This is a genomic window from Arthrobacter sp. A2-55 (assembly GCF_025548615.1).
In the GTDB taxonomy this organism is placed as follows: Bacteria; Actinomycetota; Actinomycetes; order Actinomycetales; family Micrococcaceae; genus Specibacter; species Specibacter silviterrae.
On sequence record NZ_JAJLOZ010000017.1, the window covers coordinates 1 to 26,632 of the forward strand.

Consider the following 26,632-nt stretch of genomic DNA (forward strand, 5'->3'; position numbering starts at 1 on the left):
CCGCCGCGCCCGCGTCCAGGGACGTCACCAGCACCACCAGAGCACGGTGCGCCGTCACGGCCCGCACCTGGCCCGGCACGCCCGCAGCGTCCAGCTCGATCAGCTCCGGCTGCAGCGGCGCCAGCCCCTGCACCATGGCGCCGAGCATGTTGCCCTTGCCCGAGGAGGAGACGCGGGTGCGGACCCGCCGGTCGTAGGCAATGAGGCTGACCCGGTCGCCGCCGCGTTCGGCCAGCACGGCCAACAGCAGGGACGCCTCGATGCCGGTGTCCAGCTGCGGTTCGTCCTCGATCCGGGCCGCGGAGGTGCGCGAGGTGTCCAGCACAATGACCACGCGCCGGTCCCGTTCCGGCCGCCAGGTGCGCACCACCACGTCGCGGCGCCGGGCCGTGGCGCGCCAATCGATGGAGCGGACGTCGTCGCCACGCACGTAGTCCCGGAGCGAATCAAATTCGGTGCCGGCGCCGCGGATTTGCACAGCTGCCTTGCCGTCCAGCTCACGGAGCTTGCGCAGCTTGGACGGCAGGTGGCGCTTGGAATGAAACGGCGGCAGCACCCGCAGCGTGCCCGGGGCCGTAATGGTGGCTTGCCGTGCGGCCATGCCCAGCGGGCCAAAGGAGCGGATCGTGACATGTTCGGCGCGCAGGTCACCCCGCCGGGCAGGCAGCAGTGAGACCGTCATGGACCTCCGTTCCCCGGCCGGGATCCGTATGTCCTGGACGGCATTGGCGGCCCCGGCGGAGGGCTGCCAGCCGTCCCTCACCCGGGCCCGCAGCAGCCGGCGAGAATGGTTCGCCAGCCGGAGCACCGCCGTCGTGCCCTCACTCAGGCGCACGCCCGCGGGCAGTTCGCGGCGCAGGGACACACTGCGCGGGGAAGCCGCGAACAGCAGGTCCGCCACCAGGACCAGCAGCAGCACGCCGAGGGCAAGCAGCCACGTGGCGGCCGCGGGCACGGCAATGATGGGCACCACCGCCAGCAGTGCCAGAAGGAAGAACCTGCCGGAAATCGCCATGGGCTAGCGCGGCACCGGGACCGTGGCCAGGATGGACATCAGGATGCCGTCCACGGCCACCCCGTCCATCTCGGCCTCGGGGCGCAGGGCCACGCGGTGGCGCAGCGCGGGGAGCGCCAGCGCCTTGACGTCGTCGGGGGTGACAAAGCTGCGCCCGCACAGCCACGCGTAGGCGCGCGCGCACTTGAGCAGGGCTGTGGCGCCGCGGGGCGAAACGCCCAGCTGGAACGACGGCGCCTGCCGGGTGGCGCGCGCAACGTCCACAATGTAGGCCAGGACTTCGGCGGCAACGTCCACGCGCGACACGGCCGCGCGGGCCTGTGCCAGGTCGGCGGCGCCGGCCACGGACCTGACCCCGGCGGCGCGCAGATCCTGCGGGTCGAAGCCCAGGCTGTGCCGGCGGATCACCTCAATTTCCTCATCGCGGGCAGGCAATTCCATGGTCAGCTTCAGCAGGAAGCGGTCCAGCTGGGCCTCCGGCAGGGGGTAGGTGCCTTCGTATTCCACGGGGTTTTGCGTGGCGGCCACCATGAACGGCGCGGGCAGCTTCCGGGAGACGCCGTCCACGGAGACCTGGTGTTCCTCCATGGCCTCCAGCAGCGAGGCCTGCGTCTTGGGCGGCGTCCTGTTAATTTCATCGGCCAGCAGGATGTTCGTGAACACGGGACCCTCCCGGAAGGTGAATTCCGAGGTGTGGGAGTCGTATACCAGGGAGCCGGTGACGTCGCCGGGCATCAGGTCGGGCGTGAACTGCACCCGCTTGGTGTCCAGGCTCAGCGCCTGCGACAGGGCCCGCACCAGCAGCGTCTTGGCCACGCCGGGCACGCCCTCCAGCAGCACATGCCCGCCGGCCAGCAGCGCAATCATCATCCCCGTCACCGTGGAGTCCTGCCCGACGACGGCCTTGGCCACCTCGGCGCGGACCTGCAGCAGGGCGGCGGCCGGGCCCGACGGCGGCGCCTGGGTTGGCGCTGCAGCCGGCGGCGCGGGTGCCGCAGCCGGCGTTGCGGGTGCCGCCTGGGGCGCCGCGGGCTGGACGCCGGGTCCGTCCGGGTACTGCTGGGCGGGGGAGGGGGCGTCCGGGTAGGGTGTGCTCATCGTTGCGCGATTTCTTCCTCTAGGGCAGCCAGTTGAGCAGCCATGGTTAACATCTCTTGTTCGTTGCGGGGGCTGGACAGGACCAGCAGCCCGGCCAGCTCCTGGCGTGGGCGCCCGGTGCGGGCGGCGGCCGCATCCACCACGGCCGCCAGCTCGGCGGACGCGCCGAGGCGAAGTTCCCGGGCCAGCCGTGTCAGCGTGGCGTGCTGGAGGGTGCGTGCCGCAGTGTCAACAGCTTTGGCGTCCTGGTACAGCCGCGCCCGCCCCGTGACGGTTTCGGAGGCCTTGACCAGCACCGGCAGGGGTTCAGTGACCAGGGGGCCGGTGCGCCGGCCGCGCCAGAACATGCCCACCACGGCTACCAGCAGCAGCCAGGCCGACGCCGGCAGGATCCACTGGGGCGTCAGCTCGGCCAGGCTGGGCGGCTGCGCGGCGACGGGAACGTCCTTCAGCGTGGGGGTGTACCAGAGCAGCTTGTCCCTGCTGCCGAGCAGGCGGAACACCAGGGCGGCATTTCCCTGGCTGGCCAGGGCCTGGTTGCTCACCACGCCGGGATCGCCCAGGACAGCCACGTCGGCGGCCGCATTAAGGGCCAGGATGCCAGGCGCCCCTGGCTTGCCACTGGGCGCAAAGCAGTTTTCCGTCCCCGTGTAGATGCGGAGGGGGGACGTGCCGGACCCGCCGGAGAATCCCTCTACGGCCGGGGAGCCCAGGAATGCGGCGGCCTGGGCATCCGGATTGGCACAGTTCGCCGCGACGGCCGGGCCGCCGGCGGCAACGGATCCGGCGCTGTTGATGTCCGGGCTCAGGCGTTTGGCCGCCAAAGGCCCGGGTGCAATGGCCACCAGCTTTGCCCCTGAATCGGCGGCCGACCCGGCGAGGCGGGCCACCTGCTCAGGCTTGAGCAGTGAATTTGGGTCGTACAGCAGCACCGTGCTGGAGCCCGGGCCGTTGGCCTCAAGCGCGTCCAGTGTGGCGGCCAGCGAGTCAGTGGCTGAAACGGTGACGCCGTGGTTGCGCAACACGGTCGCGGCGGCCTGCCCGCCGGACGGGGCCGGGTTCGTAACAGCGAGGGGGCCGGCCGCCTGCCCGCCGGAGGTGCCCACCACCAGGCCGACCACGGTCACGGCTACAAAAAGCGTGCCGGCCAGGAGCCAAAATCGGTGCTTGCGCCAACCGGCACGCAACCGCTCGGCCGGAGTGCCGCCGTCGGCCGTGAAAACGCCGGCGCCGGACTGCGCCTGTGTCGCCGGGGCGCTCACAGCGCCGCCAGTCCGTCGGCGTACACGGGGGCCGAGGCGGCCAGGTCCCTGTCCAGGGCCACCAGCTCCTGGTACATGGAGGCGTGGGGTTCGGCATGGCCGTACCGGACTTCGTTGAAGGTTCCGGCCGCGCGGGACAGGGCCGGGCCGTGGGCCGGAAACGCCCGTTCGAGGTCAGCCGCCACCTCGGCCGCTGTCCGTCCGGGCGACGGCGGGCACACCCCGCGTTCCTCACCCGCACGCACCATGGCGCGGAATTGTTCGCTCACGGCCGTGCCGAAATCGCCACGCGACGCGGCGGACGCGGCCAGTTCCCGGTGCTGGGCGGCCGTGAGCGCCGCCGCACCCGCAAAGATGTCCCGCGCAGCGCGCTTCCGCCGGTTGAGCCGCGGCCGGACAATGACGACGGCGGCAATCGCCACCACCAGCGCCAGGCCGACAAGCAGCAACAGGGCGGCATCCCCGTGCACGGAACCCATGCCGTTCAGGAAGTCGCCCAGTGCCTGTTTCAGCCAGCCGAGGATGGTCTGTGCCAGGCCGGGCTTGGCATCCTGGTACACCTTTTTGGCGAGTTCCTCCTGCGCCCAGCGGCGCGCCTCATCTGCCCCGGGGGTGACGGGGACATCCACGACGGCGGCGTACGGGGCCAGGGCGGAAAAAATCATGCGGGGTGCGCCTACAAGCCCTGGTATGGCGGCTGGTTCGGCGGCTGGCCCGGTTGGTATGGCGGCTGTGGATACTGGGCCGGGGGATATTGGGCTGGCGGATACATCACGGCCGGGTAATCGCTGGGCCACACCGTGGGTTGCTCAGGTTGGGCGGGTGCCTGGGGGCCGGGTGCCTGAGGGCCTGGCGCCTGCTGTCCGGGCCACTGCTGTCCGGGCCACTGCTGCGCGGGCGCCTGCTGTCCGGGCCACTGCTGGCCGGGGGACTGCTGGGGCCACTGGCCGCCTGGGTCGGACGGGCCGCCGGGCGCACCGGACCCTGTCCCCGCGTAAGGCACACCGGTCGGGGCCCCTTGCACGGCGCCTGCCGGGACCGTCCAATCGCGGCCGGGGATCCCGCCGTCGTCCGTGCCTGATTCCGACTCCTTGAGCAGCGCCAGCCCAAAGCCGTCCCGGCGCATCCGCAGGTCCACATAGATCAGGGCCATCACGCCGCTTTGGAAGGCCATGGTGATGGCCCCCACCAGGGCGCCGACGAACGCGGAGATGCCCTGGACAATCAGGGTGGTGGTGAGCAGCTGGTCGGGAGTGGGGTTGGGGGCCATGACGGGAGTGAGCATGCCGAGGATGATGCCGACTGGCGCGGTGACAACGCCGCCAATGAAGGAGGCAATGATGGCGGCCAGCGCCGTGATGCCGAAGGTGCGCCACCAGTTGTGGGACGTCAGCCGCCAGGAACGCCTCACCGCGGCAAAGGCCGGCAGGTTCTCGCTGACGATGGCGGCCGGAGCCAGGATCACCTTGACGCTGACCCACACGGCAGCGGCCACAAACGGCAGGCTCAGCAGGACGCCCAGCCCCAGCGCCTGAAGGGGGCCTGTTTCGCTGTTCATGTTGACCACCCCGACCACAAGGGCCACGAGCAGGCCGATGTAGATTCCGACGGCGACGGCGGCCACCACGGCGTACATCAGGGCAAGCAGGAGCAGCGATCCGACGCGCGGACCGGCCAGCCGCCACATCTGGCCAAATCCGGTCTTGCGGTTGAGCACTGCCCGCACCACGGGAATCACCAGTGCCCCCTCAAGCACCATCTGGGCCAGCGCTGTCACGAAGGAAACCGCAATCAGCCCCGCAATTGTTCCGATTCCGGTGGTGAGGAGCGAATCGAGTTGCTCAGGGGTGGGCCCGCCCGAGGACGAGCCGGTGAAGAAACTGCCGTCCATCAGGCGCAGGCCCAATTGGCCAAAGCCAAAGGCAATGATCAGCAGGGACAGCGCGGCGGAGATGGCTTGGAATATCAGGGCGGAACCAAACATGGCCTTCCCGTTGCGGCGCGCTGCCTGGAACGCCCCGTCAAGAACCTCGCCCAGGCGGAGGGGGCGCAGCGGGATGACGCCCGGCTTCGGCGGTGCCACATACTGCCCGTACCCTGGCTGCTGGGATCCGGGCTGCTGGTATCCGGGCTGCCCGTAGCCCTGGGGCTGCGCGTACTGGCCCCACTGGGGCTGCGGTTGCGGCTGCTGCTGCGGCGCGTACTGGCCCCATTGCGGCTGCGGCGGCTGTGCCGGCGGCTGCTGGGGCGCGTACTGCCCCCACTGCGGCTGCGGCTGCTGCCCTGGCGGTTGCTGCGGCTCCTGCGGTTCCTGCGTCATGGTGCTCCCCTGAGTGTGTCCCCCGTCAAGTGGGCCGCTGCCCAACGGGTCCCGGACCGCCCGGCGCTTAAGGGCCGGGGCGGACCGGGCGCCGGTGGCGGCGTCCTTGTACAAACCCTATCGGGAAGAACTGAATTTCCCATGGGATTCACCGCGCCAGCCGTGAAGTGTTGTGGCGCCGAACGCCGCGCCGAACGCCACGCCGGGCGCCACGCCGGACATCCCTGCAGCGCTCCCGTGGTGGTCCCATGAGGTCCCAGGCCGCCGCCCTCCCGCGCCGCGGAATGGCGAAAAGCGACTTTCGGCCGGGAATAGGCAAATATAGAGGTATGAAGGCACGCATTTTAGTGGTGGACGACGACGAAGCCCTGGCAGAGATGATCGGCATTGTGCTGCGCAATGACGGTTTTGAAGCTGTCTATTGTGCCGACGGGGCCAAGGCGCTGGAGACATTCCGCACCAACAAGCCGGACCTTGTGCTCCTGGACCTCATGCTGCCCGGCATTGACGGCATTGAAATTTGCCGGTTGATCCGGGCGGAGTCGGACGTGCCCATTGTCATGCTGACGGCCAAGTCGGACACCTCGGACGTGGTGCGCGGCCTGGAATCCGGCGCGGATGACTACGTGGCCAAGCCGTTCAAGCCCGCCGAGCTGGTGGCGCGCGTGCGCGCCCGGCTGCGCCCCGGTGACGTCAAGGCTCCGGAAACCCTGGTCATCGGCGAGATCACCATCGACGTGGCCGGCCATGCCGTGCGCCGGGCGGGGGAGCGGGTGCTGCTGACCCCCCTGGAATTCGACCTCCTGGTTGCCCTGGCGCGCAAGCCCTGGCAGGTCTTCACCCGCGAACTGCTCTTGGAGCAGGTGTGGGGCTACCGCCACGCCGCCGACACCCGCTTGGTCAATGTGCACGTCCAGCGGCTGCGGTCCAAGATCGAACGCGACCCCGAAGCTCCCGAGGTGGTCCTGACGGTCCGTGGCGTGGGTTACAAGGCCGGCCAATAGGCTGCGCGCCGCTCCCTCCGGGGGCATAATTTAGTCCAGGAACAACCATGGAAACCAGTGGCAGGACCGCAGTGAACAGGAATTCCGGCCCGTCCGGCCAGGCTGGCGCGCCCGCCCCACAGGCCACGGACGACGACGGCCCTGCGGCTTCCGCCGTTGCCGGCGCCCTGGAGGGGGCCGGGTCTCCAGACGGCCGCGTGGTGGCCTCCCCGGGCGCGCAGATCCTCCACGTCCTGACAGTGGCCGGCAAGGCCCTGTGGCGTGCCGCCCGGAAAGTCGGCCGCACGCTGGCCCGGCGCTGGCGCACCTCGCTGCAGTTCCGAACCGTCTTCACCACGCTGGTCATCGCGTCCGTTGCCGTGGTGGGCGTGGGCGGATACCTGGCGGGGCAGATCTCCAGCGGGCTGTTCAAGGAACGCCTGGCCCAGGCACAGCAGGATTCGGCCCGCGGCGCCACGCAGGTCCAGGACAATTTTTCCAACGCCAGTGTCAGTGACCAGCCCCGCGTGTCGTCCTATGTCAAGGACACCCTCGGCCTGCTCGCCGTGGGCGCCGCCGACGACAACCGCAAGTACCTCCTGGTCAAGATTCCCGGCCAGACCAGCAAACTGGCCGTCATCTCCTCCGATTCGGGCGGCGTCACCTCCGCCATCATCCCGGATACGCTGCGTGCAGCAGTGCAGGCCAACGACACTGGACAGTTTTGGCAGTCGATCAGCCTGCCCGTCGGATCATCTGGTTCCCATCCCGCCGTCGTGGTGGGCAACCAGGTGGAACTGCTGCAGACCAAGTACGAGCTGTACATGATCTATGACCTCAACAGCGCCCAGCTCACCCTCAACTACATCCAGTCCGTGTTGTGGCTGGCAGGCGCCATCCTGCTGCTTTTGATCGGTGCCATTGCCTGGTATGTGACGCGCACAGTGGTCAAGCCAGTCAGCCAGGCGGCCGCCGTGTCGGAAAAGCTGGCGGCCGGCGAACTCGAGGAGCGCATGCAGGTGGTCGGCGAGGACGAGATGGCGCGGCTGGCCACGTCCTTCAACAAGATGGCCACGTCCCTGCAGGACCAGATCAACGCCCTGGCCACCCTCTCGGAGATGCAGCAGCGCTTTGTCTCCGACGTCTCCCATGAGTTGCGAACGCCGCTGACCACGGTGCGCATGGCCGCCGAAGTCCTGTTCGACGCCCGCGACGGATTCGACCCCGTCAACAAGCGCTCCTCGGAGCTGCTGTTCCACCAGGTGGAGCGTTTTGAACTGCTGCTCGCCGACCTGCTGGAAATTTCCCGCTTTGACGCCGGCGTTGCGGACCTTGATGTCGAGTCGCTGGACATTTTCTCCGTCATCCACTCCGTCATAGACGTTGCAGCCCCCGTGGCGGACGCCAACCACTCCGAACTTTCCGTGGTCACCCGGCTGCGCAGCCACAAGTGCGTCGTGGAAATGGATGCCCGCCGGATCGACAGGATCCTGCGCAACCTGGTGCTCAACGCCGTGGAACACAGCGAGGGCAAGCCGGTGAAAATCTTTGTCTCGGCCGACGACCACGCCGTGGCCGTGGCTGTGCGCGACTATGGAGTTGGCATGTCCCCGGATGCTCTGGGCCACGTCTTTGACCGGTTCTGGCGCGCCGATCCCGCCCGCGCCCGCACCACCGGTGGCAGCGGGCTGGGCCTGTCCATCGCCACGGAAGACGCCCGGTTGCACGGCGGCTGGCTGGAGGCCTGGGGTGTGCCCGGCAAGGGCTCCTGCTTCAGGCTGACCCTGCCCCGCAAGCGCGGCGGCGTGCTGACGCATTCCCCGGTCCCGCTCCCTCCGGACAGCGGTGCCGGGGCGGCGTCCCTGAACCTGAACACGGGGCCGATCCTGACCAACACCGGCGCCATGGGCGTGGTGGGCGCGCTCGGCGGCATCAGCCCCGCCCTCCACGGCGAACCGCCGGCAGCTGGCAGCCCCGCACGGACGGAGCTCCCATGAGAGCGTCCAACGCAGCGTCGGTGCCATCGCGGGCACGGGCCAAAGTCCTGCTGGCCGCCCTGGTGATGGCCGTCGTCGTACTTTTTGTGGCGGCAGGCTGCGCGGCCATTCCCACCCGGGGCCCGGTGGGAAAGAGCGATCCGGTGCTGCCCCACAGCAACAACATCAACGTCAGCTTCCAGCAGTTTGCCCCTGTGGCGGGCGCATCCCCGGAAAGCATCATCCGCGGTTTCATTGAGTCCGGGACCGGCATTAGCGATGACTACCAGGTGGCTCGGCAGTACCTGACCGCGGGGCTGGCCCAGTCGTGGGCCCCGGACAAGCGGACGCTGGTGTACAAGAACGCGTTTTCCGTGGCGCCCGGCGCGGACAAGGGCACGTACAAGGTCACCTTTGACGTGGCATCCACGGTGGATGCCAACGGCGTTCTCACCCCGGCGGACGCCGGCACCACGGAGACCCTTGACATGTCCCTGGCCCAGGTGGACGGCGAGTGGCGCATCGCCAAGGCGCCCGACGGCGTGGTCCTCTCACCCTCCACGTTCCAGGCCTTGTTCAGCCCGGTGTCGCTGTACTTTTACGACCCCTCGTTCACCCGGGGCGTGCCGGATGTCAGGTGGCTGGCCGGGCGGGCGCCCAAGACCGCCACGGCCATTGTGCGCGCCATGCTGGCCGGTCCTGCGCCGTACCTCAAGGGCGCCGTGGTCAGTGCCTTTCCCAACGGGATAGCCCTGGAACGCGATTCCGTGCCCGTCAACAACGGCATTGCCAAGGTGGGGCTCACGGCTCAACCGCTCTTGGCCACCAGCGTGCGCCAGCGCCAGCAGATGCGGGCACAGCTGCTCCTGACGTTGCAGAAGGCCCTCAGCACGGTGACCGACCTGCAGTTCCTGGCCGACGAGCGGGAAGTGGACATGGGTGGTTCCTCCGACGTCGTGGCACCAATGATCTTGGATCCGGCGGTGCCGCCAACCCAGGTGGCGCTGTCCAAGAACGAGCTGGTCAAGTTCGACGGCAGCAAGGTTTCGCCAATTGCCGCCCTGGCGTCCATTGCGAATTTGGGGCCTTCCGCCCCCGCCATTGCCTACTCCGGGAATGAATTTGCCTTCCTCGCCGGCGGAGGTGGCCAGGTTTACAAGGTGTCGCCGGGGCAGGTGCCGGCGGTGGCTGCCGTTGGCACGGCCCTGACCCCGCCCTCCTTTGCCCCGAACGGATGGTTGTGGACGGCAACGGGTGATGGTTCCGGGACCGTCATGGCCGTCAACGCCAATCCCGGCGCCAAGGAAACCCAGCCCGTGGTGCTCACGGTGCCGTGGCTGGCGGGGCGGCATGTGACCACCTTGCGGGTGTCCCGGGACGGCACGCGCGCGTTGGTCATTTCGGATGCTGACGGGGTGACCCGCGTGTCGATCACCGGCATTTTCACCTCCGGCGACGTGCCCAAGGAGCTGACGCAGCCCGCAACGCTGGTCGATTCCGGCAACCCGACCGTGGGTGTGTGGGTGGATGAGTCCAGCGTTGCCGTCATGGCGCCGGCAGTCTCGGCACCGGTCACCATCCAGATCCTGGACCTGGCCCTGGACCCTGTGCCGCTCCCCGCAATTGCCGGCGCCCAGTGGCTCAGTGCCGGGGCCGGGGTGCGCAATGTCCACGCCCAGACCTCCGAAGGCGTCTTCAACAATGTGGGCAACAGGTGGGAACCGTCCGTCAAGTCGCTGCGCCAGGCAGCCTACGCCGGCTAGCTCCCTCCACAGGCGGTGCCGGCGCTGCGGCTTTCCACAGTTGGTGACTTTGGCCGGCACGACGGCGGCCGTCCGGCCCATGCTTGAACCATGGGCGGAGCGGTGGCGGAGGAGCAGGGCCGGGAGCCGGCGTTCGACGGCGGCCGGCACAGGGAGCTGCCCGCCCGCCGGTGGGCGCGGGCCTGGCTCTGGGCGGAAGCGGCGTGGCGCGACTTTCTTTACTTGGTGATGCCGGCCGAATGCGTTTCCTGCGGTCGCGAGGATGCCGCCCTGTGCCCCGGCTGCGCGCGGCTGCTGCGGCTGCATACGCGCACGCCCTGTCGAGCCGAGGATTCCGCGGATGCGCTGGTCAGCGTCTTCGGGCAAGTGCTGCTGCCCGTGGTGGCCGCGGGTGAGTACCGCGACGTCCTGGCTGCCACGATCCTGGCGTTCAAGAACCACGGCCGCACGGAACTTGCCTCCGTGCTGGGACGCTGCTTGGCGCGGGGGATGGACAGCCTGCCCGGGCTGCTGCCCGAGGCCGCCGGCCGGGACCTGGTGCTGGTTCCTGTCCCGAGCACGGGAAGCGGCTGGCGGCGGCGCGGCTACGATCCCGTGGCCATGCTGCTGCGCGCCGTCCAGCGGGAGCAGCGGATTCCGGCTGGCGTCGTCGTCGTGCCCGCCCTCGCGGCCAAGGCACGGCCGCCATGGCGGCGGCACCACCAAAAGGGCTTGGGGCGGGCCGCCCGCCGGCGCAACGTCCGCAACAGCATGCGCCTTCGGGCATGGCTGCCGTGGGGGATTCGGCCGGCAGCGAACCTTGACGGGGCGTTCGTGGTGGTTGTTGATGACGTCCTGACCACAGGCTCCACCGTCCGCGAAGCCGCCCAAACATTGGAAAGATGCGGGGCCCGCGTGATCGGCGCCCTGGTGCTGGCAGCAGCCGGGGCCCCCGGTCGTGACACGGTGGAAGGCCCCGGTGGAGGACTCGCCGAAAATAGTTTGTGCACAAAAGATGAATAAACGGATTCAGTGAACTAACGTGAGTGAACGGGTACCTCTTCCAAGGGGAAACCACCCGTCGGCGGCCAGGAACGTAACGTGGATTGCTAGCCGGCCGCCGTGTCACCGAAGTTATTTGGAGGGCACCATGGAGTTCATGATCAGCGGTCGCAACCTGAGTGTTTCAGACCGTTTCCGCGAATACGCCGGCGAAAAGCTCACGAAGATCGAGCAGCTGGCCAACAAGGTCCAGCGTGTCGATGTCAAGGTTTCCAAGGAGACCAAGTCCCGTACTGCAGATTCCCCCCTCACGGTGGAGCTCACCGTGCTGGGCAGGGGCCCGGTGATCCGCGCCGAGGCGGCTGCTTCGGACAAGTTCGCTGCTTTTGACCTCGCCTATGGCAAGCTGTTGGAGCGGCTGCGCAGGGCCAAGGACAGGAAGAAGGTCCACCACGGCCGCCACGCCCCCGTGGCCGTCAACACCGCCACGGGGTCCCTCGCCCCGGTCAGCAGCACCGAGCCCATCTATGCGCAGACCGAACCGGCTGTCGTTGCGGACAGGTCCCCGTACGAAATCGAGAATGACATCCCTGCGGGGGATTCGCCCGTGTTGATCCGCCGCAAGGTGTTCCCGGCCACCGCGCTCACCTTGGACGACGCAGTGGACAACATGGAATTGGTGGGGCACGACTTCTACCTCTTCATCGACTCGGCCACCGGCATCCCGTCCGTGGTGTACCGACGCCGCGGGTGGACGTACGGGGTGATTTCCCTCGACGCCAACGCCGACCAGGACGAAGGGTCCGAGGAAATTTCAGCCTACCGCTCACCTGATGAGCCTGCCCGGGTGTAGTGTCGTCGCGGGGCTCGTCCCCGACCACCACGCGTCATCAGCAATCGATCCCAAGGAGCACCACGCATGGCTGCACGCCTGAGCCTGTCACAGGCCCGGCGCATTGCACTCAACGCACAGGGACTCGCCGAAGTCCGGCCCACCCGACCCGCCACTGCGCGGGCGGTGGGCCGGACTTTTGAGCAACTGCAGCTGGTGCAGATCGATTCCGTCAACATCGTCTCGCGGAGCCACTTCCTGCCGTTCTTCTCCCGGCTGGGCAACTATGACCGCAGCATCCTGGACACGCTTTCCGGCACCGCCCCGCGCAAGATGATGGAGTACTGGGCCCACGAGGCAAGCTTCATCCGGCCCGGACATTTCCACGACCTGCTCTTGTGGCAAAACAGGAAATGGGTGGGCGCCAGCAGTCTCGACCCGGCACTGCGGGACTCCCTGGAGGGCCGGATCCTCGAACTCCTGGCACATAGCCGCCCCCTGACAGCCCGCCAGGTCAAGGACCGCATAGGCCATGTTGAGACAAAAAACCACGATGAGTGGGGGTGGAACTGGAGCGCCGTCAAGCGAACCCTGGAGGGCCTCTTCGAGGCAGGCGTGGTGGGTGCCGCTTCCAGGAATGACCAGTTTGAGCGCCGGTACTCGGTTGTGGACAAGGTTCTTCCCCCCGCCCATCGCAGGAACGCATCGGCGGACGGCGGCAAGGACGCTGCCATGGACCGGCTTATCGAGGCGGCCGCACGCGCCCACGGGATTGGCACCCTGCGTTGTTTTGCCGACTACTTCCGCCTGCCGGTACGGGAAGCCGCACGCTCAGTGCAGCAGCTGGTCTCCAAAGGTGTGCTTGAAGCCGTCACCGTGGACGGCTGGAATGCGCCCACGTACCTGCATGCGGAAGCACGAATCCCGCGCAGGGCCCGGGGCCGGGCGCTGCTGAGCCCCTTCGATTCCCTGGTGTTTGAACGGAAACGGCTCGAGCAGCTTTTTGGCTTCCACTACCGCCTGGAAATCTACACACCGGCCCCCAAACGAAAATTCGGCTACTACGTGCTGCCGTTTCTGCTGGGCGAAACCATGGCCGCCCGGGTGGACCTGAAGGCGGACCGGCAGGCCGGCCGGCTGGAGGTTCGCGGCGCGTATGCTGAGGCCGGCGCCCCGGCCGACACTGCCATCGAGCTCGCAGCCGAGTTGGCGCTCATGGCACGCTGGCTGGGACTGTCCGACGTCGTCGTGCTTCCCCAAGGGAACCTGGCGGCTGAGCTGGGCCGGGAAACACGAGGGCGCGCGCCCGCCGTGCCGGATGGAACGTGACGGCTGGCATTCAGGCAATACCCGGCCGGGCGTGGAAAACTGGACGTTTGGTGTGCCTCTTCTCACGTAGACTGGTCACGCCACTTTTAGGCAGCCACAGATTGGGAGCAATTTCGTGCCATCACTTCTTGAGCGGGTTCTTCGTACGGGCGATCGCAAGACGCTCAAACGACTTAACGTGCTCGCTGACGCCATTGATTCCCTGGAAGAGCCCTTCCAGACTTTCACCGACGCGGAGCTGCGTGAGGAAACGGACAAGCTGAAGCTTCGGCATACGGAGGGCGAGTCGCTCGACAACCTGCTGCCCGAGGCGTTCGCCGCCGTGCGTGAGGCATCCTCGCGCACCCTGGGCCTGCGGCACTTCCGCGTCCAGCTGATGGGCGGCGCGGCCCTGCACCTGGGCAACATTGCCGAAATGAAGACTGGTGAGGGCAAGACCCTTGTCGCCACGGCGCCGGCCTACCTGAATGCACTTGGCGGCAAGGGCGTCCACGTGGTCACGGTGAATGACTACCTGGCCCAGTACCAATCCGATTTGATGGGGCGCGTCTTCCGGTTCCTGGGCCTGACCAGCGGCTGCATCATCTCCAACCAGGACCCTGAAGTGCGCCGTGCCCAGTACGCCGCGGACATCACGTACGGCACCAACAACGAGTTTGGCTTTGACTACCTGCGCGACAACATGGCCTGGAGCAAGGACGAACTGGTCCAGCGCGGCCACCATTTTGCCATTGTCGATGAGGTTGACTCCATCCTCATTGACGAGGCCCGCACGCCGCTGATCATTTCCGGCCCCGCCTCCGGCGACGCCAACCGATGGTACGGCGAATTCGCCAAGGTGGTGCTGCGCCTGGACAACGACGACGACTACGAGGTCGATGAAAAGAAGCGCACCGTCGGCGTCCTGGAAGGCGGCATTGAAAAGGTCGAGGATTACCTGGGCATTTCCAACCTTTACGAATCCGCGAACACGCCGCTGATCGGCTTCCTGAACAACGCCATCAAGGCCAAGGAACTGTTCAAGCGCGACAAGGACTACGTCATCATGGACGGCGAGGTCCTCATCGTTGACGAGCACACCGGGCGCATCCTGCCGGGCCGGCGCTACAACGAGGGCATGCACCAGGCCATCGAGGCGAAGGAGGGTGTGGAAATCAAGGCGGAGAACCAGACCCTGGCCACCGTGACCTTGCAGAACTACTTCCGCCTGTACGAGAAGCTCTCCGGCATGACCGGCACCGCCGAGACCGAAGCCAGCGAATTCATGGGCACCTACTCCCTCGGAGTGGTCCCGATCCCCACCAACATGCCCATGCGCCGTGTCGACCAGCCCGACCTCGTCTACAAAAACGAGGTGGTCAAGTTCGACGCCGTCGTTGAGGACATTGCCAACCGCCACGAGACCGGCCAGCCGGTCCTGGTGGGCACCACCAGCGTGGAAAAGAGCGAGTACCTCTCCAAGAAACTGGCGGAAAAGGGCGTCAAGCACGAGGTCCTCAACGCCAAGAACCACGCCCGTGAGGCCGCCATTGTGGCCCAGGCCGGGCGCCGCGGCGCGGTCACCGTCGCCACGAACATGGCCGGGCGCGGCACTGACATCATGCTCGGCGGGAACGCGGAATTCAACGCCGTGGCCACCTTGGCAGCGCAGGGCCTGGACCCTGAGGAAACGCCGGATGAGTACGAGTCAGCTTGGCATGACGCCTTTGAAGCAGCCAAACTGGCGGTGAAGGACGAGCACGAAGCCGTCCTGGAAGCCGGCGGCCTGTACGTGCTGGGCACCGAGCGCCACGAATCCCGCCGCATCGACAACCAGCTGCGCGGCCGTTCCGGGCGCCAGGGCGATCCGGGGGAGTCCCGCTTCTACCTGTCCCTGACCGACGACCTCATGCGCCTGTTCAACTCCGGTGCCGCGGAGCGGCTCATGTCACGCTCCTCCATGCCGGACGACGTCGCACTGGAATCGAAGCTGGTGTCCAAGGCGATAGCCTCGGCACAGGGCCAGGTTGAGGGCCGCAACGCCGAGCAGCGCAAAAACGTCCTGAAGTACGACGACGTCCTGAACCGCCAGCGCGAGGCCATCTACGGGGACCGCCGCCGCATCCTGGAAGGCGATGACCTCCACGAAAAGGTCCAGTACTTCCTGGAAGACACCGTCAATGAAATCATTGATGCCACCCTCAACGAGGGCCATCCCGGGGATTGGGACTTCACCTCGCTGTGGTCGAACCTGCGCACCATCTACCCTGTGGCCATTACGGTTGACGACCTTGCCGAGGAGTCCGGCGGCCCCGGCCGCATCACCGGTGAAATGCTCAAGACGGAGCTGCTCTCCGACGCCCAGGTGGCCTACCGCGAACGCGAAATGGCACTGGGCTCGGAGACCATGCGCGAGCTTGAACGCCGCGTGGTGCTCTCCGTGGTGGGCCGCAAGTGGCAGGAACACCTCTACGAGATGGACTACCTCAAGGAAGGCATTGGCCTGCGGGCCATGGCCCAGCGCGACCCGTTGGTGGAGTACCAGCGCGAGGGCTTTGAAATGTTCCAGGCGATGATGGCTGCCATCCGTGAGGAAAGCGTTGGCTTCCTGTTCAACCTGGAAGTCCAGGTGGAAAATGCTCCCGAAACCGCCGTTGGGGTGGTGGCCGAGGCGCCCGCTGGACTGATGGACCGCGTCTCCGGAGCCGCCTCCGAAGCCGCAGGTGGTGAGACGGTGCATGCCGCCCCGCACATCACGGCCCCCGGGCTGGAAGCCCCGGCCAAGCCTGCCCAGCTGCAGTTCACGGCCCCAGACGCCCAGGGCGACGCCGAAGTCCATGTGGAACGGCGCTCCAGCGGGGACGGCCTGCCGCCGTCGGCCAAGCGCTCCGGCAACAAGAAGAAGAGCAAGAAGAAGCGCTAGCCAATCTGAAGCGCCGTAACCTTCCAGGCGCCGCGAGACTCCTCGAAGCGCATGGCAATGGCGCGGAATCGCGTGCTGTCGGCAATCACGACCGACGTTTCGTAGACGCCCGGGCACACGGGGCTGCAGTGGATTGAGTGGACGATCGGCTGGCGGTGCAGCGTCCGGACGTTATCGGCAGTTCCGCAGGCTCCGCCGGATGCTGCGCCGGCTGTTGCGCCGGGGGCGCCGTCGTGGCTTAGGCGGCGGTCCTGGGCGGCGCAGGCCGAGGCGTGCAGCCTGGCCCGGGTGGTCAGGGCACTGAAGCACCTGGTGTCCAGCCAACGGGCAAGCTGTTGGACCGAGCGGGCGCCGCTGAGCACTTCAAGGGTTGCCAGTGCGATCTTGCGCGTCATCTCCGCCACCAGCGCCCGCTCCGACTTCATGGGGTCCAGGACGGTGGCGTCGGCCCGCGGATCCGTAACCGCCTGGCTGCCTACTTGGCCGCTTGTCGGACGGCCTCCCCTGACGGCGGCGCCTGGCGCTGCGCCTGGCACGGCGGCAGCAGGGCTGGCCGTCGTGCCGGCCGGAACGGTGGCCGTCGTGCGGCGCTGCGGCATCCTGACGACAGTTCCCACCGTGTCAGCGCCCGAGTTCCCGGCCGTAGCCGGTGCCGGACGCCGGACCAGCGGCGTAATGGTGGCAGTTTCTTCCGGAATGGCCATGGTGCTCATGAAGTTCCCCTTTGAACAGTGCGTTGTGAATCGCTTGCTTGAAAATTTTGGTGAGGTGCTCCGGCCTAGCTTTTGAAGTATTGCGTCCGCGCCCCTTCCGTTCAGCTGAACTCAGGTCAGCTGAACGGGGTGAGGAGCACCTGGCCCGGCAGGATGATGTTGGGGTCCGGGCCGATGACTGCCCTGTTGGCCTGGTACCAGCGCGGCCAGGCGTCGGCCACTTCCACATCGCTGGCATCCGGGCCCAGCGAGGTGGCAACGATGGACCACAGGGTGTCCCCGCCCTGGACAACCACCGTGCCGGCCCCGGATTCCGGGACTGACTTGTCCTGCACATTGCCAACCTGCCGTCCGGCAGCGGGATGCCCGGCCGCAGGGCGCCGAGCCGGGCTGACCAGGGGCCCGGGATCCGTGGCCGGCCCGTGCGGTGTCCACGCCGGATTGACGGCCGCGCCGCCGCCGGCCGCTGCACTTACGTCACCAGGCGCTGCACCGCCGCCGGCCGTGGCAGCCACGCCGGGAATGGCAGGAGCGGCGGCCACTGTGCCGGCGCGCCAGGTGGGGTCAACGGGGGCGGTGCCGCCGCCCGCTGCCATGGCCATAGGCGCGGCCATCAGGTTCAGTCCCAGTACGGCAGCCACCAGGCGCCGCATGAATGCCGGCGACCACGCCGCCGCGCCGGCTGCCAGCCGCGGTCGGCCCGACACGTGGGCAACCGCCGATATCAGTGCGCCGGAGAGGGCAGCCAGCCACCACAGCGCCACGGCAATTCCGGCCCCGGCAGACAGGGCTCCGATGAGTTCTTCCATGCGTAACTGGCCGGCGCCGCCGGCAAGGCGGTGTCGCAGCAGCGTGCTGCCCGCGAAGACCAGCGATGCACCCAAGACAAGGATTGCCACGGCCATGGCGGCGTCGGCGCCCAGCTGCTTCTTCATGTTTCCCCCGAAAGTTTCCTGTGATTTGAACGTCTTTGACAACGTTTGATGTGTTCTAGATCATTTTGACCCTCTTCTCTTCTGTTTGTCCATACCCTGGCGATAATTGTGGACGGCGTCCGGCTTGACGGGACGGAACGGTGCCCTTAGCGTGGCGGCATGCGATGGGATGGGTTGTTTGGGGACCTGGATGCACAGTGGCACGCGGCCGAGCAGCAGGACTTCGAGCTGAGGATCAACGAATTGGCGAGGGTGGAAGCGGCCCAGGTGTCGCTGGCCGATGCCCTGCGGGGGGCGTTGGGCGGCAAGGTTGGCGCGGTGCTGCGCAACGGCGTCGTCCATCATGGGCAGGTCCAGCGTGTGGAGGGCCAGTGGATGCTGCTGTTGGAAGGCGGACGTTCGGTGGTGGTGCCGCTGGCGAAGGTGTTGCGGGTGTCCGGGCTGGGGCCGGCGAGGGCGTCCCAGCAGGGCAGGGTGCGCCACTCCCTGGCGGCGGCGCTGCGAATCCTGGCGCGCAACCGTGCGGTGGTGGTCCTGGAACTGGATTCAATCCAGCCGGCCACGGTGCGTGGCGTGTTGGACCAGGTCGGTGCGGATTTCGTGGTGGTCCAGCAATTGGCCGACGGCGTGGCGCGGGCCCGCGATAATCAGCTGGGCCGCGTGGTGGTACCGGTGGAGGCGATGGTGTCCATCATGTCCTCGGCCGACAACGAGTTCTAGCGGGGTTGTTTTGCGGCGGGCTGCGCGGCGTTTTCGGACGCGAGCATGGCACGTGCCGCAGAATGGCGGTCTTCGATGAACTGTTCAAACTTGGCCTCGTCCACGCGCCACTGCCCCCGCCCGCCGATCTGGAAGGCCGGAAGCTCGCCGCTGTGGACCAGCTGGTAGCACGCCGCTGCAGAGATTTGAAGTTGTTCGGCCACGTCGGCCAAGGTCAGGAATCTAGGCATGGTCCCAGTATCCTCCTTTTTGCCATGGTTTGCATGGTTTATCCACTGTTTGCTCTCGCTCAGCCCCATAGTGCCGTTTTCGCTGTTTATCCACAGAATTACGCCATTTGGTGTTTGGGGCTATCCCGTGGGAAGGATTGACGGTAAGAATGAAGCACTGCGGTCCACTCCGCGTCGGGGCAAGCGCCCTGCCGCTGATCCGCGCCTGGGGGCGTTGTTGTAGGTGGGCCTTTGTTGCTGGGAGGGGGCCATGAGCATGGATGGACAAGCGGAGGCGCCGCGGCTGGGCAAGCCGTCGTGGAAGGATCCGCGGCTGTTGGTGGGGGTGCTGCTGGTGTTGGCATCCGTGGCCTCCGTTGTGGCACTGGTGGGTGGGGCGGACAAGACCGTTCCCATGTATGTGGCGCGTGACTCACTCGTGGTGGGGCAGAGCGTGGGCCCGGAATCCTTTGGCGTGGTCCAGGTCAGGCTGGGCGACGTTGACGCAAAATACCTCAACCCGGGAAACCAGCTCCCGGCCCACGCGGTGGCCGTCCGCCTGGTCCCTAAGGGAGAGCTGGTGCCCGTTTCCAGCATTGGCGGCACGGATGCCCTTGACCGCAAACCCGCCTCTCTGACGGTGGCCGAGCCCTTGCCGAAAGAAGTGGTCGTCGGTTCGCACGTGGACGTGTGGGTGGCCCTGCCCGACGAGCACAACGGCTATCACGAGCCGGTGCTGATGCTGCCGGGAACCGAGGTGGCGGCCTTGAACACGGCTTCCGGCGGCCTGGGTTCCGGGAAGACCACCCAGCTGCTGGTGCTGGTCAGCGACACACAGATGCCGCGGATATTGGGCGCCGTGGCCAACAAAGCAAAGGTCGCCGTTGTGTGGAATCCCGGAGCCGGGCAATGAACGCCGTGCCTGTCGTGACGGTGGGGGACACCGGCGGGCACGCCATAGACGCCCTGGAGCGCCAGCGCGGGGCCGTCGCCGTGGTGCGCCGCTGCCCGGAATTGGCCGGCCTGCTTGCAGCCTGCCAGAGCGGGCTGGCCAAGGTGGCAGTGGTTGCGGAGGGTTCCGAGGGGCTGACGGCAACCTTGGTGGACCGCCTGACGGCAGTGGGGGTGGGCGTGGTTGCCGTGGCGGGCACGCAGGAGGAGGCCGGCCGGCTCCGCGGAATTGGTGCCTCGCCTGTCACGGGGGCCGTGACGGCCCATACCGTGGTGGATGCCGTGCTGGCAGCAGTCAGGGCACGCAGTCATCCACGGTCGGCCGCCTACAGTGTCCCCCTGGCTGCGGACGGCGCCGCGGCTTCGTCGACAGCCATGCCGCAAGGCGATGATCGAAGTTTCACCGGGCACGACGCCGGCTCCCGGGGCAGCGCTGTCCCGTCCGGTCGTGCTGGTGGTTCAGGAGTAGGTGCCTCCGCTGGCGGTTCAGGTGGAAGTGACTCCGATGGCGTTGCGGATCAGGACCCGACATCGCAGGGAGGCTCAGGTCGGCGGGCGTTCACAGGAAAGGAACTTCCAGCTGCAAAGAAGAGTGCATCGGCCGCCGGAACGCCGGATCTGAAATGGGCCAAAGGCTTCACCGTGCTCCGGGGGCTGGCAAGGCCCGGTAGGGGACCGACCCGGCTGAACCCGCTGGCGCGACGCCCCCGCGGCCACGACCGCCCGCCTAAACCCGGCCACTCTGCTTCAACGGTGGCGCTGGCGGGAACCGCAGCTCCGGAGGGCCATGCCGGACCGGGGGTGTCGGCACGGCCCGAGACCATTGCCGTTTGGGGGCCCATTGGCTCACCCGGCCGAACCACTTTGGCCCTCAACCTGGCCGCGGAACTTGCCGCCCAAGGGCGCCGCGTGCTGGTGGTGGATGCCGACAGCTACGGTGCCTCAGTGGCCGGCAGCCTGGGCCTGTTGGACGAGTCCGCCTCCTTTGCACAGGCCTGCCGCGTTGCCGACCAGGGGGTGCTGAGCCCTGCGAGCCTGTCCAAGATCTGCACTGAGGTGGTCTTCGACGGGGGCACGTTTTTGCTGCTGACCGGCCTCACCCGGGCCGACCGGTGGCCGGAGCTAAGGGCTGCCGCCGTCGAACGGGTGCTGCACACCGCACGTGACCTGGTGGATGCGGTGGTGGTCGACTGCGGATTTTGCCTGGAGACGGATGAGGAACTGAGCTACGACACGGTTGCGCCCCGGCGCAATGCCGCCACCTTGGCTGTTCTGGCCCGGGCGGACACCATTTATGCAGTGGGCAGTGGCGACGCCATCGGCATTCCTCGGTTGATCCGGGCACTTGCGGAGCTGGCCGAGGGTCCCGGCGGAATGTCGGGCGCCACCATCTCGGTGGTTCTGAACAAGGTGCGGCGCAAGGCCGTGGGCGGTTCCCCTGCCAAGGCCCTGGAACAGGCATGGGAGCGGTTTGGCCCGCAGCAGCCCATTGGCCACTTCCTGCCCTGGGATGCCGAAACTACGGACAAGGCCCTGCTGGAAGGGCGGCTGCTGCTGGAGGTGTCCCCGGACTCGCCGTTGCGACAGGCCATTCAAAAGATTTCTTGTGCACACGTCCAACAGATTCGCAAAGCACTGTAACAATCGCCACAGCGGGGCCCGGAAATCCGGGCTAGGCTCTGGGTGAGGCCGCAAAGAAGCGGCCTTTTCTTCTTTGACGGAGGCGTTTTTTTATGTCGTCTAACTCACCCACGACCGAGTCTGTACAAGACCCTTCCCGGTTGAGCCCCGGTGACCGGCAGTTCATCACCGACTACTACGTGCAATTGTCCGATGAGGACACCGCTGCCTACGATCCTGCCGTCCTTGACGCCCGGGCCCTGACGCACCGTGAGCTTGCCCAGGGGCGCGCCCCTGGAACCGTCAATGTTGAGGTGCTGGACGAGCGCGACGCCAGCATGGTCTACATTGTCACCGACGACATGCCGTTCCTGGTTGACTCCGTCAACGCCGAACTGGTGCACCAGAACCACGCCATCCGCCTGGTGACCCACCCCATGTTCGTGGTCTCGCGTAACAAGACGGACCACTCCCTGGCAGGGGTCAGCAAGGTGCCTTCCCACGCAGGCGTGGCCAGCGGAGACACGTCCACGCTCCCCAGCATCGCGCACCTGATTGCCGAAGGTGACAACGCCGCCCACCTCGAGTCCTGGATCGCCGTCGAGATTGACAAGGCCGGCGACGCCGAAAAGGCGGCCCTGGTGGCAGGGCTGGTAAAGGTCCTGGCAAATGTCCGCGCCGCCGTCGAAGACTGGCCCGTCATGCGGGAGAAGGCGCTGAGCCGGGCCGAGGTGCTGGCCACCGAGCTGGCCGGGGAGTCGCTGAACGACATCCGTGAGGCCGAGGACCTGCTGCACTGGATGGATGCCGACAACTTCACGTTCCTGGGCTACCGGGAATACGACCTGGTCAAGCAGGACGGCGAAGACGTGCTGGTCAACCGCGAAGGCAGCGGCCTGGGCTTGCTGCGTGACGGCTCCAGCCACCCGACCGTGCAGCACCTGACCACCACCGGCCAGCGCAAGGCGCGCGAAAAGCGCGTCCTGGTCATCACCAAAGCCAACTCCCGTTCCACGGTGCACCGCGCCGCCTACTTGGACTACATCGGCATCAAGTCCTTCGACTCCCAGGGCAACGTCAACGGCGAGCAGCGCTTCATCGGCTTGTTCTCCTCGGCCGTCTACACCGGATCGGTGCGCAACATTCCCGTGGTGCGTGAAAAGGTCGACGCTGTCCTGCGCCACTTTGGCTTCCCCCCCGATTCCCACTCCGGCAAGGACCTTTTTGCCGTGCTGGAAACTTACCCGCGCGATGAACTGTTCCAAATTGAGGTTGAAGACCTCATTGAAACCGCCAACGGCATCCTGCGCCTGGCAGAACGCCGCCGCACCCGCCTGTTCCTGCGCCCGGACATCTACGGCCGCTTCATGTCGGCACTGATCTACATCCCCCGCGACCGCTACACCACGGCCGTCCGCCGCCGCATTGAGGATGAACTCACCCGCACCTTCAACGCCGTCTCCATCGACTTTGAAGCCCGCATGAGCGAGTCGGCGCTGGCCCGCCTGTTTTTCCGGATCCGCCTGCCCAAGGACTACTACGTCCCGGAAAACCTCCAGACGGCAGAACTGGAGCAGCGGCTCGTCATGGCTGCCAGGTCCTGGCCCGAAGGCATTGCCCAGGTGCTTAGGGAAACTTATCCCCTGGACGCTGCCGAGCCGCTGGCCGCCAAGTGGGCCGACGCCTTCCCCGCCAGCTACCGCGTGGACTTTGAAGTGGAGGACGCCCTCGAGGACATTGCCCGCTTCGAGGACTTTGACAGCAACTACAAGTTGGTGGTGGAGGCCGGGACCAGCCCGGACAAGTGCGCGCCCGGCATGCACGTCTACGTGCCCGCCACCTCCCAGGACGGACGCGACGGCGATGCCCGCGTCAAGCTGTACATGGCCCACCCCCAGAGCTTGAGCAACATCCTGCCGTTCTTCCACAACCTCGGCATTGAGGTCATTGACGAACGCCCGTTTGAGATTGAGACGGCCGACAAACGCGACTTCTTCCTCTACGACCTGGGCTTGAAGTACCCGACCGGCGTGGACCCGCTGGCCACGGCCAGCCTGCTGACCGACGCCTTCGGTGCAGCCACGACGGGGGCCAGCGAATCCGACCTCTTTGACCGGCTGGTGCTGACCGAGGGCATGGACTGGCGCCAGATCGTGATTCTTCGCGCCTATGCCAAGTACCTGCGCCAGATGGGAAACACCAACTCCTTTGGCTTCATTGCCGACACCCTGCTCCACAACGTCGCCGTCACCCGGGCGTTGGTGGAGCTGTTTGAGACCCGCTTCAACCCGGCAGTTGCGGAGGAGACCCGCGTCAGTCGTCTGGACGAGGTCCGCGGAGGCCTCCTTGAAGCTCTGGAAAAGGTGTCAACACTGGACGCCGACCGTGTCCTGCGCACCATTGCCAACCTGCTTGAATCGACACTGCGCACCAACTACTACCGCGGCCGTGACTTTCTCAGCCTCAAACTCGACCCCTCAGGGATCGACGGATTGCCGTTCCCACGCCCAATGTTTGAAATCTGGGTGTATTCCCCACGCGTTGAAGGCGTCCACCTGCGCTTTGGCAAGGTGGCCCGCGGCGGCCTGCGCTGGTCGGACCGCCGCGAAGATTTCCGCACCGAGGTCCTGGGCCTGGTCAAGGCCCAGACCGTCAAGAACGCCGTCATCGTCCCCACGGGCGCAAAAGGCGGCTTCTTCCCCAAGCAGCTGCCCAACCCGGCCGTTGACAGGGGCGCCTGGATCACGGAGGGCAAGGAAAGCTATAAGACCTTCATCCGCGGCCTCCTTGACGTCACCGACAACCTCGTGGCCACGGCCGACGGCGAAGTGGTTGTGCCGCCGGAGAACGTGGTCCGACATGACTCGGACGACACGTACCTGGTGGTGGCCGCTGACAAGGGGACGGCATCGTTCTCCGACACAGCCAACGCCATATCGGCAGAGTATGGCTTCTGGCTTGGCGACGCTTTCGCCTCCGGCGGCTCCGTGGGTTACGACCATAAGGAAATGGGCATCACGGCCCGCGGTGCCTGGGAGTCCGTCAAGCGCCACTTCAGCGAGTTCGACGTCGACACCCAGGCCGAGGAGTTCACGGCAGTGGGGATTGGCGACATGTCAGGCGACGTTTTTGGAAACGGCCTGCTGCGCACCCGCCACGTGCACCTCGTGGCAGCTTTTGACCACCGGGATATCTTCCTGGACCCGAACCCGGAACCGGGCGCTGCCTTTGACGAGCGCCAGCGCCTTTATGACCTGCCCCGGTCCTCCTGGCAGGACTACAACAAGGAACTGATCAGTGAAGGCGGCGGCATTTACTCCCGCACGCTCAAGTCGATCCCCGTATCCGAACAGGTCAGGGTGGTTTTGGGGCTGCCCGAGGGAACCGTCAAGCTGAGCCCGCCGGAACTGCTGCGGGCCGTGCTGCTGGCCCCCACGGACCTGCTTTACAACGGCGGAATCGGCACGTACATCAAGGCCAGCACGGAAAGCAATGCCGAAGTGGGCGACAAGGCCAATGACGCCATCCGCGTGGACGGCCGGGACCTGCGGGTCAAGGTGGTCGGTGAAGGCGGAAACCTGGGCATGACCCAGCACGGCCGCGTGGAGGCTGCACTGCACGGGGTCATCCTAAACACCGACGCCATTGACAACTCGGCGGGTGTTGACTGCTCCGACCATGAAGTTAACATCAAGATCTTCGTGGACCGCATGGTGGCCGCCGGCAAGCTGGAGACGAACGAGCGCGCAGCGTTCCTGATGTCCATGACCGAGGAAATAGGGCACCTGGTGCTCGAGGACAACATCGACCAGAACGTGCTGCTGCTCAACGACCGCCAGCGCGTGGTGGAGTGGAGCCCCAGCTACGAACGGTTCATGGACTGGCTGGAAAAGAACGGCGAGCTGGACAGGGGCATCGAGGCGCTGCCCACGAATGAGGAACTCCATGAGCGCCTCTTGGGCGGCCAGGGACTCACCTCGCCGGAGCTGGCCGTGCTGGCCGCCTACGCCAAGATGGAACTCGCTACGGCGCTCAGCGACAGCGACTTGGCCGATGATCCGTGGTTCAAGTCGACGCTGCGCCGGTACTTCCCGGCCCAGGTTGCCGAACGGTTCGACGCCGAACTCGACACCCACCCCCTGCGCCGGGAAATCATTGCCACCGTGGTGGCCAACGACATGGTGAACCTGGGCGGGATCACGTTTGCCTTCCGCGCCATGGAGGAGTCCTCGGCCGACGAAGTGGCGATTGCGAAGGCGTTTGTGGCCCTGCACGAAATCTACGACTTCGACGCCATGACTGCGGCGCTGCGCGAGCTGCCGCCGTCGTTCCCCACCGAGCAGTGGTGCACGGTGCAGCTGGACATGCGCCGGCTGCTGGACCGCGCCCTGCGGTGGCTGGTCAACGAGAGCACCGGCCAGCGCACCATCGCCGAGGTGATTGGCCAGTTCAAGCCTGTTGTCTCCTCGCTGGGGGCCCGAATGGGTGACTTCTTCCAGGGCGTGGACGTGGACCGCGTGCAGTTGTGGCGCGACCGTGCCAAGTCGTTCAACATGCCCGACGCACTGGGGCTGCAGTGGGCGGAACTGTTCGAAACGTTCCCCCTGCTGGACGTGGCCAAGGTCAGTGCCAGCGTGGACGAGCCTGTGGAGGATGTGGCCAGCGTGTACTACGCGCTGTACAACCGCTACGGCGTGGACGCCCTGCTGGAGCGGATCACGGCACTGCCACGCAATGACCGCTGGCAGGCACTGGCCCGTGCCGCCCTGCGGGATGACCTGTACGCCACCACGGCGGACATGGCCAGCAACGTCATGCACAGCACCGAAAACGGGACGGGCACAATGGCCCGCATCGAAGGCTGGGAGGCACAGAACAAGGAACAGCTCACGCGTGCCACCAAGATGTTTGCCGAGGTGAATGAGCTTGAGCAGGACGACATGGCCTCCTTGTCGGTAGCATTGAGGCTCTTGCGTTCGATCGTTCGGCGCTAGCAACTACACGGCCGGTGCCCGCGCCCCAC

The 26,632-nt window shown here is 66.9% G+C and carries 19 protein-coding genes; 11 read left to right on the top strand and 8 right to left on the bottom strand.

The features are described from left to right. The 5 genes from LPN03_RS06700 to LPN03_RS06720 all read right to left on the bottom strand — a co-directional run. The coding region (locus LPN03_RS06700; RefSeq protein WP_262453634.1) for a DUF58 domain-containing protein at nucleotides 1-1,015 on the bottom strand (1,015 nt) is incomplete at its 3' end. 3 nt (nucleotides 1,016-1,018) lie between these two features. Beyond that, entirely contained in the window at nucleotides 1,019-2,113 is a 1,095-nt protein-coding gene (locus LPN03_RS06705) for an AAA family ATPase (RefSeq protein ID WP_262453635.1), read from the bottom strand. Next, nucleotides 2,110-3,375 carry a DUF4350 domain-containing protein gene (locus LPN03_RS06710; protein WP_262453636.1) on the bottom strand — a complete coding sequence of 422 codons (1,266 nt, stop codon included), beginning with the start codon at nucleotides 3,373-3,375 and terminating at the stop codon, nucleotides 2,110-2,112. Before LPN03_RS06710 ends, LPN03_RS06705 begins: the two co-directional genes overlap by 4 nt. Further along, nucleotides 3,372-4,040, bottom strand: coding sequence for a DUF4129 domain-containing protein (locus LPN03_RS06715; RefSeq protein ID WP_262453637.1), 669 nt, complete (start codon nucleotides 4,038-4,040; stop codon nucleotides 3,372-3,374). Before LPN03_RS06715 ends, LPN03_RS06710 begins: the two co-directional genes overlap by 4 nt. Nucleotides 4,041-4,051: 11 nt before the next feature. Continuing rightward, the gene (locus LPN03_RS06720) at nucleotides 4,052-5,695 is read right to left on the bottom strand and encodes a hypothetical protein (protein ID WP_262453638.1); all 1,644 of its coding nucleotides are present in this window, start codon (nucleotides 5,693-5,695) and stop codon (nucleotides 4,052-4,054) included. 329 nt (nucleotides 5,696-6,024) lie between these two features. On the opposite strand from LPN03_RS06720, the gene mtrA reads away from it, so the two are divergent. From mtrA to secA, 7 genes are all read left to right on the top strand, one after another. Beyond that, entirely contained in the window at nucleotides 6,025-6,699 is a 675-nt protein-coding gene (gene mtrA, locus LPN03_RS06725; RefSeq protein ID WP_165182142.1) for an MtrAB system response regulator MtrA, read from the top strand. A 47-nt stretch (nucleotides 6,700-6,746) separates the two neighbouring features. Continuing rightward, the gene (gene mtrB, locus LPN03_RS06730) at nucleotides 6,747-8,675 is read left to right on the top strand and encodes an MtrAB system histidine kinase MtrB (protein ID WP_262453639.1); all 1,929 of its coding nucleotides are present in this window, start codon (nucleotides 6,747-6,749) and stop codon (nucleotides 8,673-8,675) included. Further along, nucleotides 8,672-10,417 carry an LpqB family beta-propeller domain-containing protein gene (locus LPN03_RS06735; protein WP_262453640.1) on the top strand — a complete coding sequence of 582 codons (1,746 nt, stop codon included), beginning with the start codon at nucleotides 8,672-8,674 and terminating at the stop codon, nucleotides 10,415-10,417. The genes mtrB and LPN03_RS06735 overlap by 4 nt, the downstream gene beginning before the upstream one ends. Nucleotides 10,418-10,507: 90 nt before the next feature. Continuing rightward, a complete protein-coding gene (locus tag LPN03_RS06740; protein WP_262453641.1) occupies nucleotides 10,508-11,419 on the top strand; it encodes a ComF family protein in 912 nt (303 codons plus the stop codon). A 127-nt stretch (nucleotides 11,420-11,546) separates the two neighbouring features. Then, nucleotides 11,547-12,251 (top strand): ribosome hibernation-promoting factor, HPF/YfiA family, encoded by a 705-nt coding sequence (gene hpf / locus LPN03_RS06745; RefSeq protein WP_262453642.1) that lies wholly within the window; start codon nucleotides 11,547-11,549, stop codon nucleotides 12,249-12,251. 66 nt (nucleotides 12,252-12,317) lie between these two features. Beyond that, nucleotides 12,318-13,559, top strand: a complete 1,242-nt coding sequence (locus tag LPN03_RS06750) for a winged helix-turn-helix domain-containing protein (protein WP_262453643.1) — start codon at nucleotides 12,318-12,320, stop codon at nucleotides 13,557-13,559. A 115-nt stretch (nucleotides 13,560-13,674) separates the two neighbouring features. Further along, nucleotides 13,675-16,461: a preprotein translocase subunit SecA gene (gene secA / locus LPN03_RS06755; RefSeq protein ID WP_262453644.1), complete on the top strand. Its 2,787-nt coding sequence runs from the start codon at nucleotides 13,675-13,677 to the stop codon at nucleotides 16,459-16,461. On the opposite strand, the gene LPN03_RS06760 is transcribed toward secA, so the two are convergent. Together LPN03_RS06760 and LPN03_RS06765 are read right to left on the bottom strand one after the other, a co-directional pair. Then, nucleotides 16,458-17,174 carry an Rv3235 family protein gene (locus LPN03_RS06760; RefSeq protein ID WP_262453645.1) on the bottom strand — a complete coding sequence of 239 codons (717 nt, stop codon included), beginning with the start codon at nucleotides 17,172-17,174 and terminating at the stop codon, nucleotides 16,458-16,460. The genes secA and LPN03_RS06760 overlap by 4 nt on opposite strands. Nucleotides 17,175-17,290: 116 nt before the next feature. Then, nucleotides 17,291-18,109 (bottom strand): LysM peptidoglycan-binding domain-containing protein, encoded by an 819-nt coding sequence (locus tag LPN03_RS06765; protein WP_262453646.1) that lies wholly within the window; start codon nucleotides 18,107-18,109, stop codon nucleotides 17,291-17,293. A gap of 159 nt (nucleotides 18,110-18,268) precedes the next feature. On the opposite strand from LPN03_RS06765, the gene LPN03_RS06770 reads away from it, so the two are divergent. Then, on the top strand, nucleotides 18,269-18,829 hold the full coding sequence (locus LPN03_RS06770) for a hypothetical protein (RefSeq protein ID WP_262453647.1): 561 nt from the start codon (nucleotides 18,269-18,271) through the stop codon (nucleotides 18,827-18,829). Here the strand turns inward: LPN03_RS06770 and LPN03_RS06775 are convergent. Further along, a complete protein-coding gene (locus tag LPN03_RS06775) occupies nucleotides 18,826-19,059 on the bottom strand; it encodes a helix-turn-helix domain-containing protein (RefSeq protein WP_165182133.1) in 234 nt (77 codons plus the stop codon). The genes LPN03_RS06770 and LPN03_RS06775 overlap by 4 nt on opposite strands. Nucleotides 19,060-19,309: 250 nt before the next feature. On the opposite strand from LPN03_RS06775, the gene LPN03_RS06780 reads away from it, so the two are divergent. The 3 genes from LPN03_RS06780 (at nucleotide 19,310) to LPN03_RS06790 (ending at nucleotide 26,603) form a co-directional block, all read left to right on the top strand. Further along, nucleotides 19,310-19,951 (top strand): hypothetical protein, encoded by a 642-nt coding sequence (locus LPN03_RS06780; RefSeq protein WP_262453648.1) that lies wholly within the window; start codon nucleotides 19,310-19,312, stop codon nucleotides 19,949-19,951. Next, nucleotides 19,948-21,630 carry a CpaE family protein gene (locus LPN03_RS06785; RefSeq protein WP_262453649.1) on the top strand — a complete coding sequence of 561 codons (1,683 nt, stop codon included), beginning with the start codon at nucleotides 19,948-19,950 and terminating at the stop codon, nucleotides 21,628-21,630. The genes LPN03_RS06780 and LPN03_RS06785 overlap by 4 nt, the downstream gene beginning before the upstream one ends. Before the next feature lie 92 nt (nucleotides 21,631-21,722). Continuing rightward, nucleotides 21,723-26,603 carry an NAD-glutamate dehydrogenase gene (locus LPN03_RS06790; protein ID WP_262453650.1) on the top strand — a complete coding sequence of 1,627 codons (4,881 nt, stop codon included), beginning with the start codon at nucleotides 21,723-21,725 and terminating at the stop codon, nucleotides 26,601-26,603. Nucleotides 26,604-26,632 lie beyond the last annotated feature (29 nt).

What these genes read in the sequence shown, in the direction of transcription:
- LPN03_RS06780 (WP_262453648.1), top strand. Translation starts at nt 19,310, where the DNA reads ATGAGCATGGATGGACAAGCGGAGGCGCCGCGGCTGGGCAAGCCGTCG.
- mtrA (WP_165182142.1), top strand. Translation starts at nt 6,025, where the DNA reads ATGAAGGCACGCATTTTAGTGGTGGACGACGACGAAGCCCTGGCAGAG.
- LPN03_RS06770 (WP_262453647.1), top strand. Translation starts at nt 18,269, where the DNA reads ATGCGATGGGATGGGTTGTTTGGGGACCTGGATGCACAGTGGCACGCG.
- mtrB (WP_262453639.1), top strand. Translation starts at nt 6,747, where the DNA reads ATGGAAACCAGTGGCAGGACCGCAGTGAACAGGAATTCCGGCCCGTCC.
- LPN03_RS06740 (WP_262453641.1), top strand. Translation starts at nt 10,508, where the DNA reads ATGGGCGGAGCGGTGGCGGAGGAGCAGGGCCGGGAGCCGGCGTTCGAC.
- LPN03_RS06705 (WP_262453635.1), bottom strand. Translation starts at nt 2,113, where the DNA reads ATGAGCACACCCTACCCGGACGCCCCCTCCCCCGCCCAGCAGTACCCG.
- LPN03_RS06775 (WP_165182133.1), bottom strand. Translation starts at nt 19,059, where the DNA reads ATGCCTAGATTCCTGACCTTGGCCGACGTGGCCGAACAACTTCAAATC.
- LPN03_RS06790 (WP_262453650.1), top strand. Translation starts at nt 21,723, where the DNA reads ATGTCGTCTAACTCACCCACGACCGAGTCTGTACAAGACCCTTCCCGG.
- LPN03_RS06760 (WP_262453645.1), bottom strand. Translation starts at nt 17,174, where the DNA reads ATGAGCACCATGGCCATTCCGGAAGAAACTGCCACCATTACGCCGCTG.
- LPN03_RS06765 (WP_262453646.1), bottom strand. Translation starts at nt 18,109, where the DNA reads ATGAAGAAGCAGCTGGGCGCCGACGCCGCCATGGCCGTGGCAATCCTT.
- LPN03_RS06750 (WP_262453643.1), top strand. Translation starts at nt 12,318, where the DNA reads ATGGCTGCACGCCTGAGCCTGTCACAGGCCCGGCGCATTGCACTCAAC.
- LPN03_RS06785 (WP_262453649.1), top strand. Translation starts at nt 19,948, where the DNA reads ATGAACGCCGTGCCTGTCGTGACGGTGGGGGACACCGGCGGGCACGCC.
- LPN03_RS06735 (WP_262453640.1), top strand. Translation starts at nt 8,672, where the DNA reads ATGAGAGCGTCCAACGCAGCGTCGGTGCCATCGCGGGCACGGGCCAAA.
- LPN03_RS06720 (WP_262453638.1), bottom strand. Translation starts at nt 5,695, where the DNA reads ATGACGCAGGAACCGCAGGAGCCGCAGCAACCGCCAGGGCAGCAGCCG.
- LPN03_RS06715 (WP_262453637.1), bottom strand. Translation starts at nt 4,040, where the DNA reads ATGATTTTTTCCGCCCTGGCCCCGTACGCCGCCGTCGTGGATGTCCCC.
- hpf (WP_262453642.1), top strand. Translation starts at nt 11,547, where the DNA reads ATGGAGTTCATGATCAGCGGTCGCAACCTGAGTGTTTCAGACCGTTTC.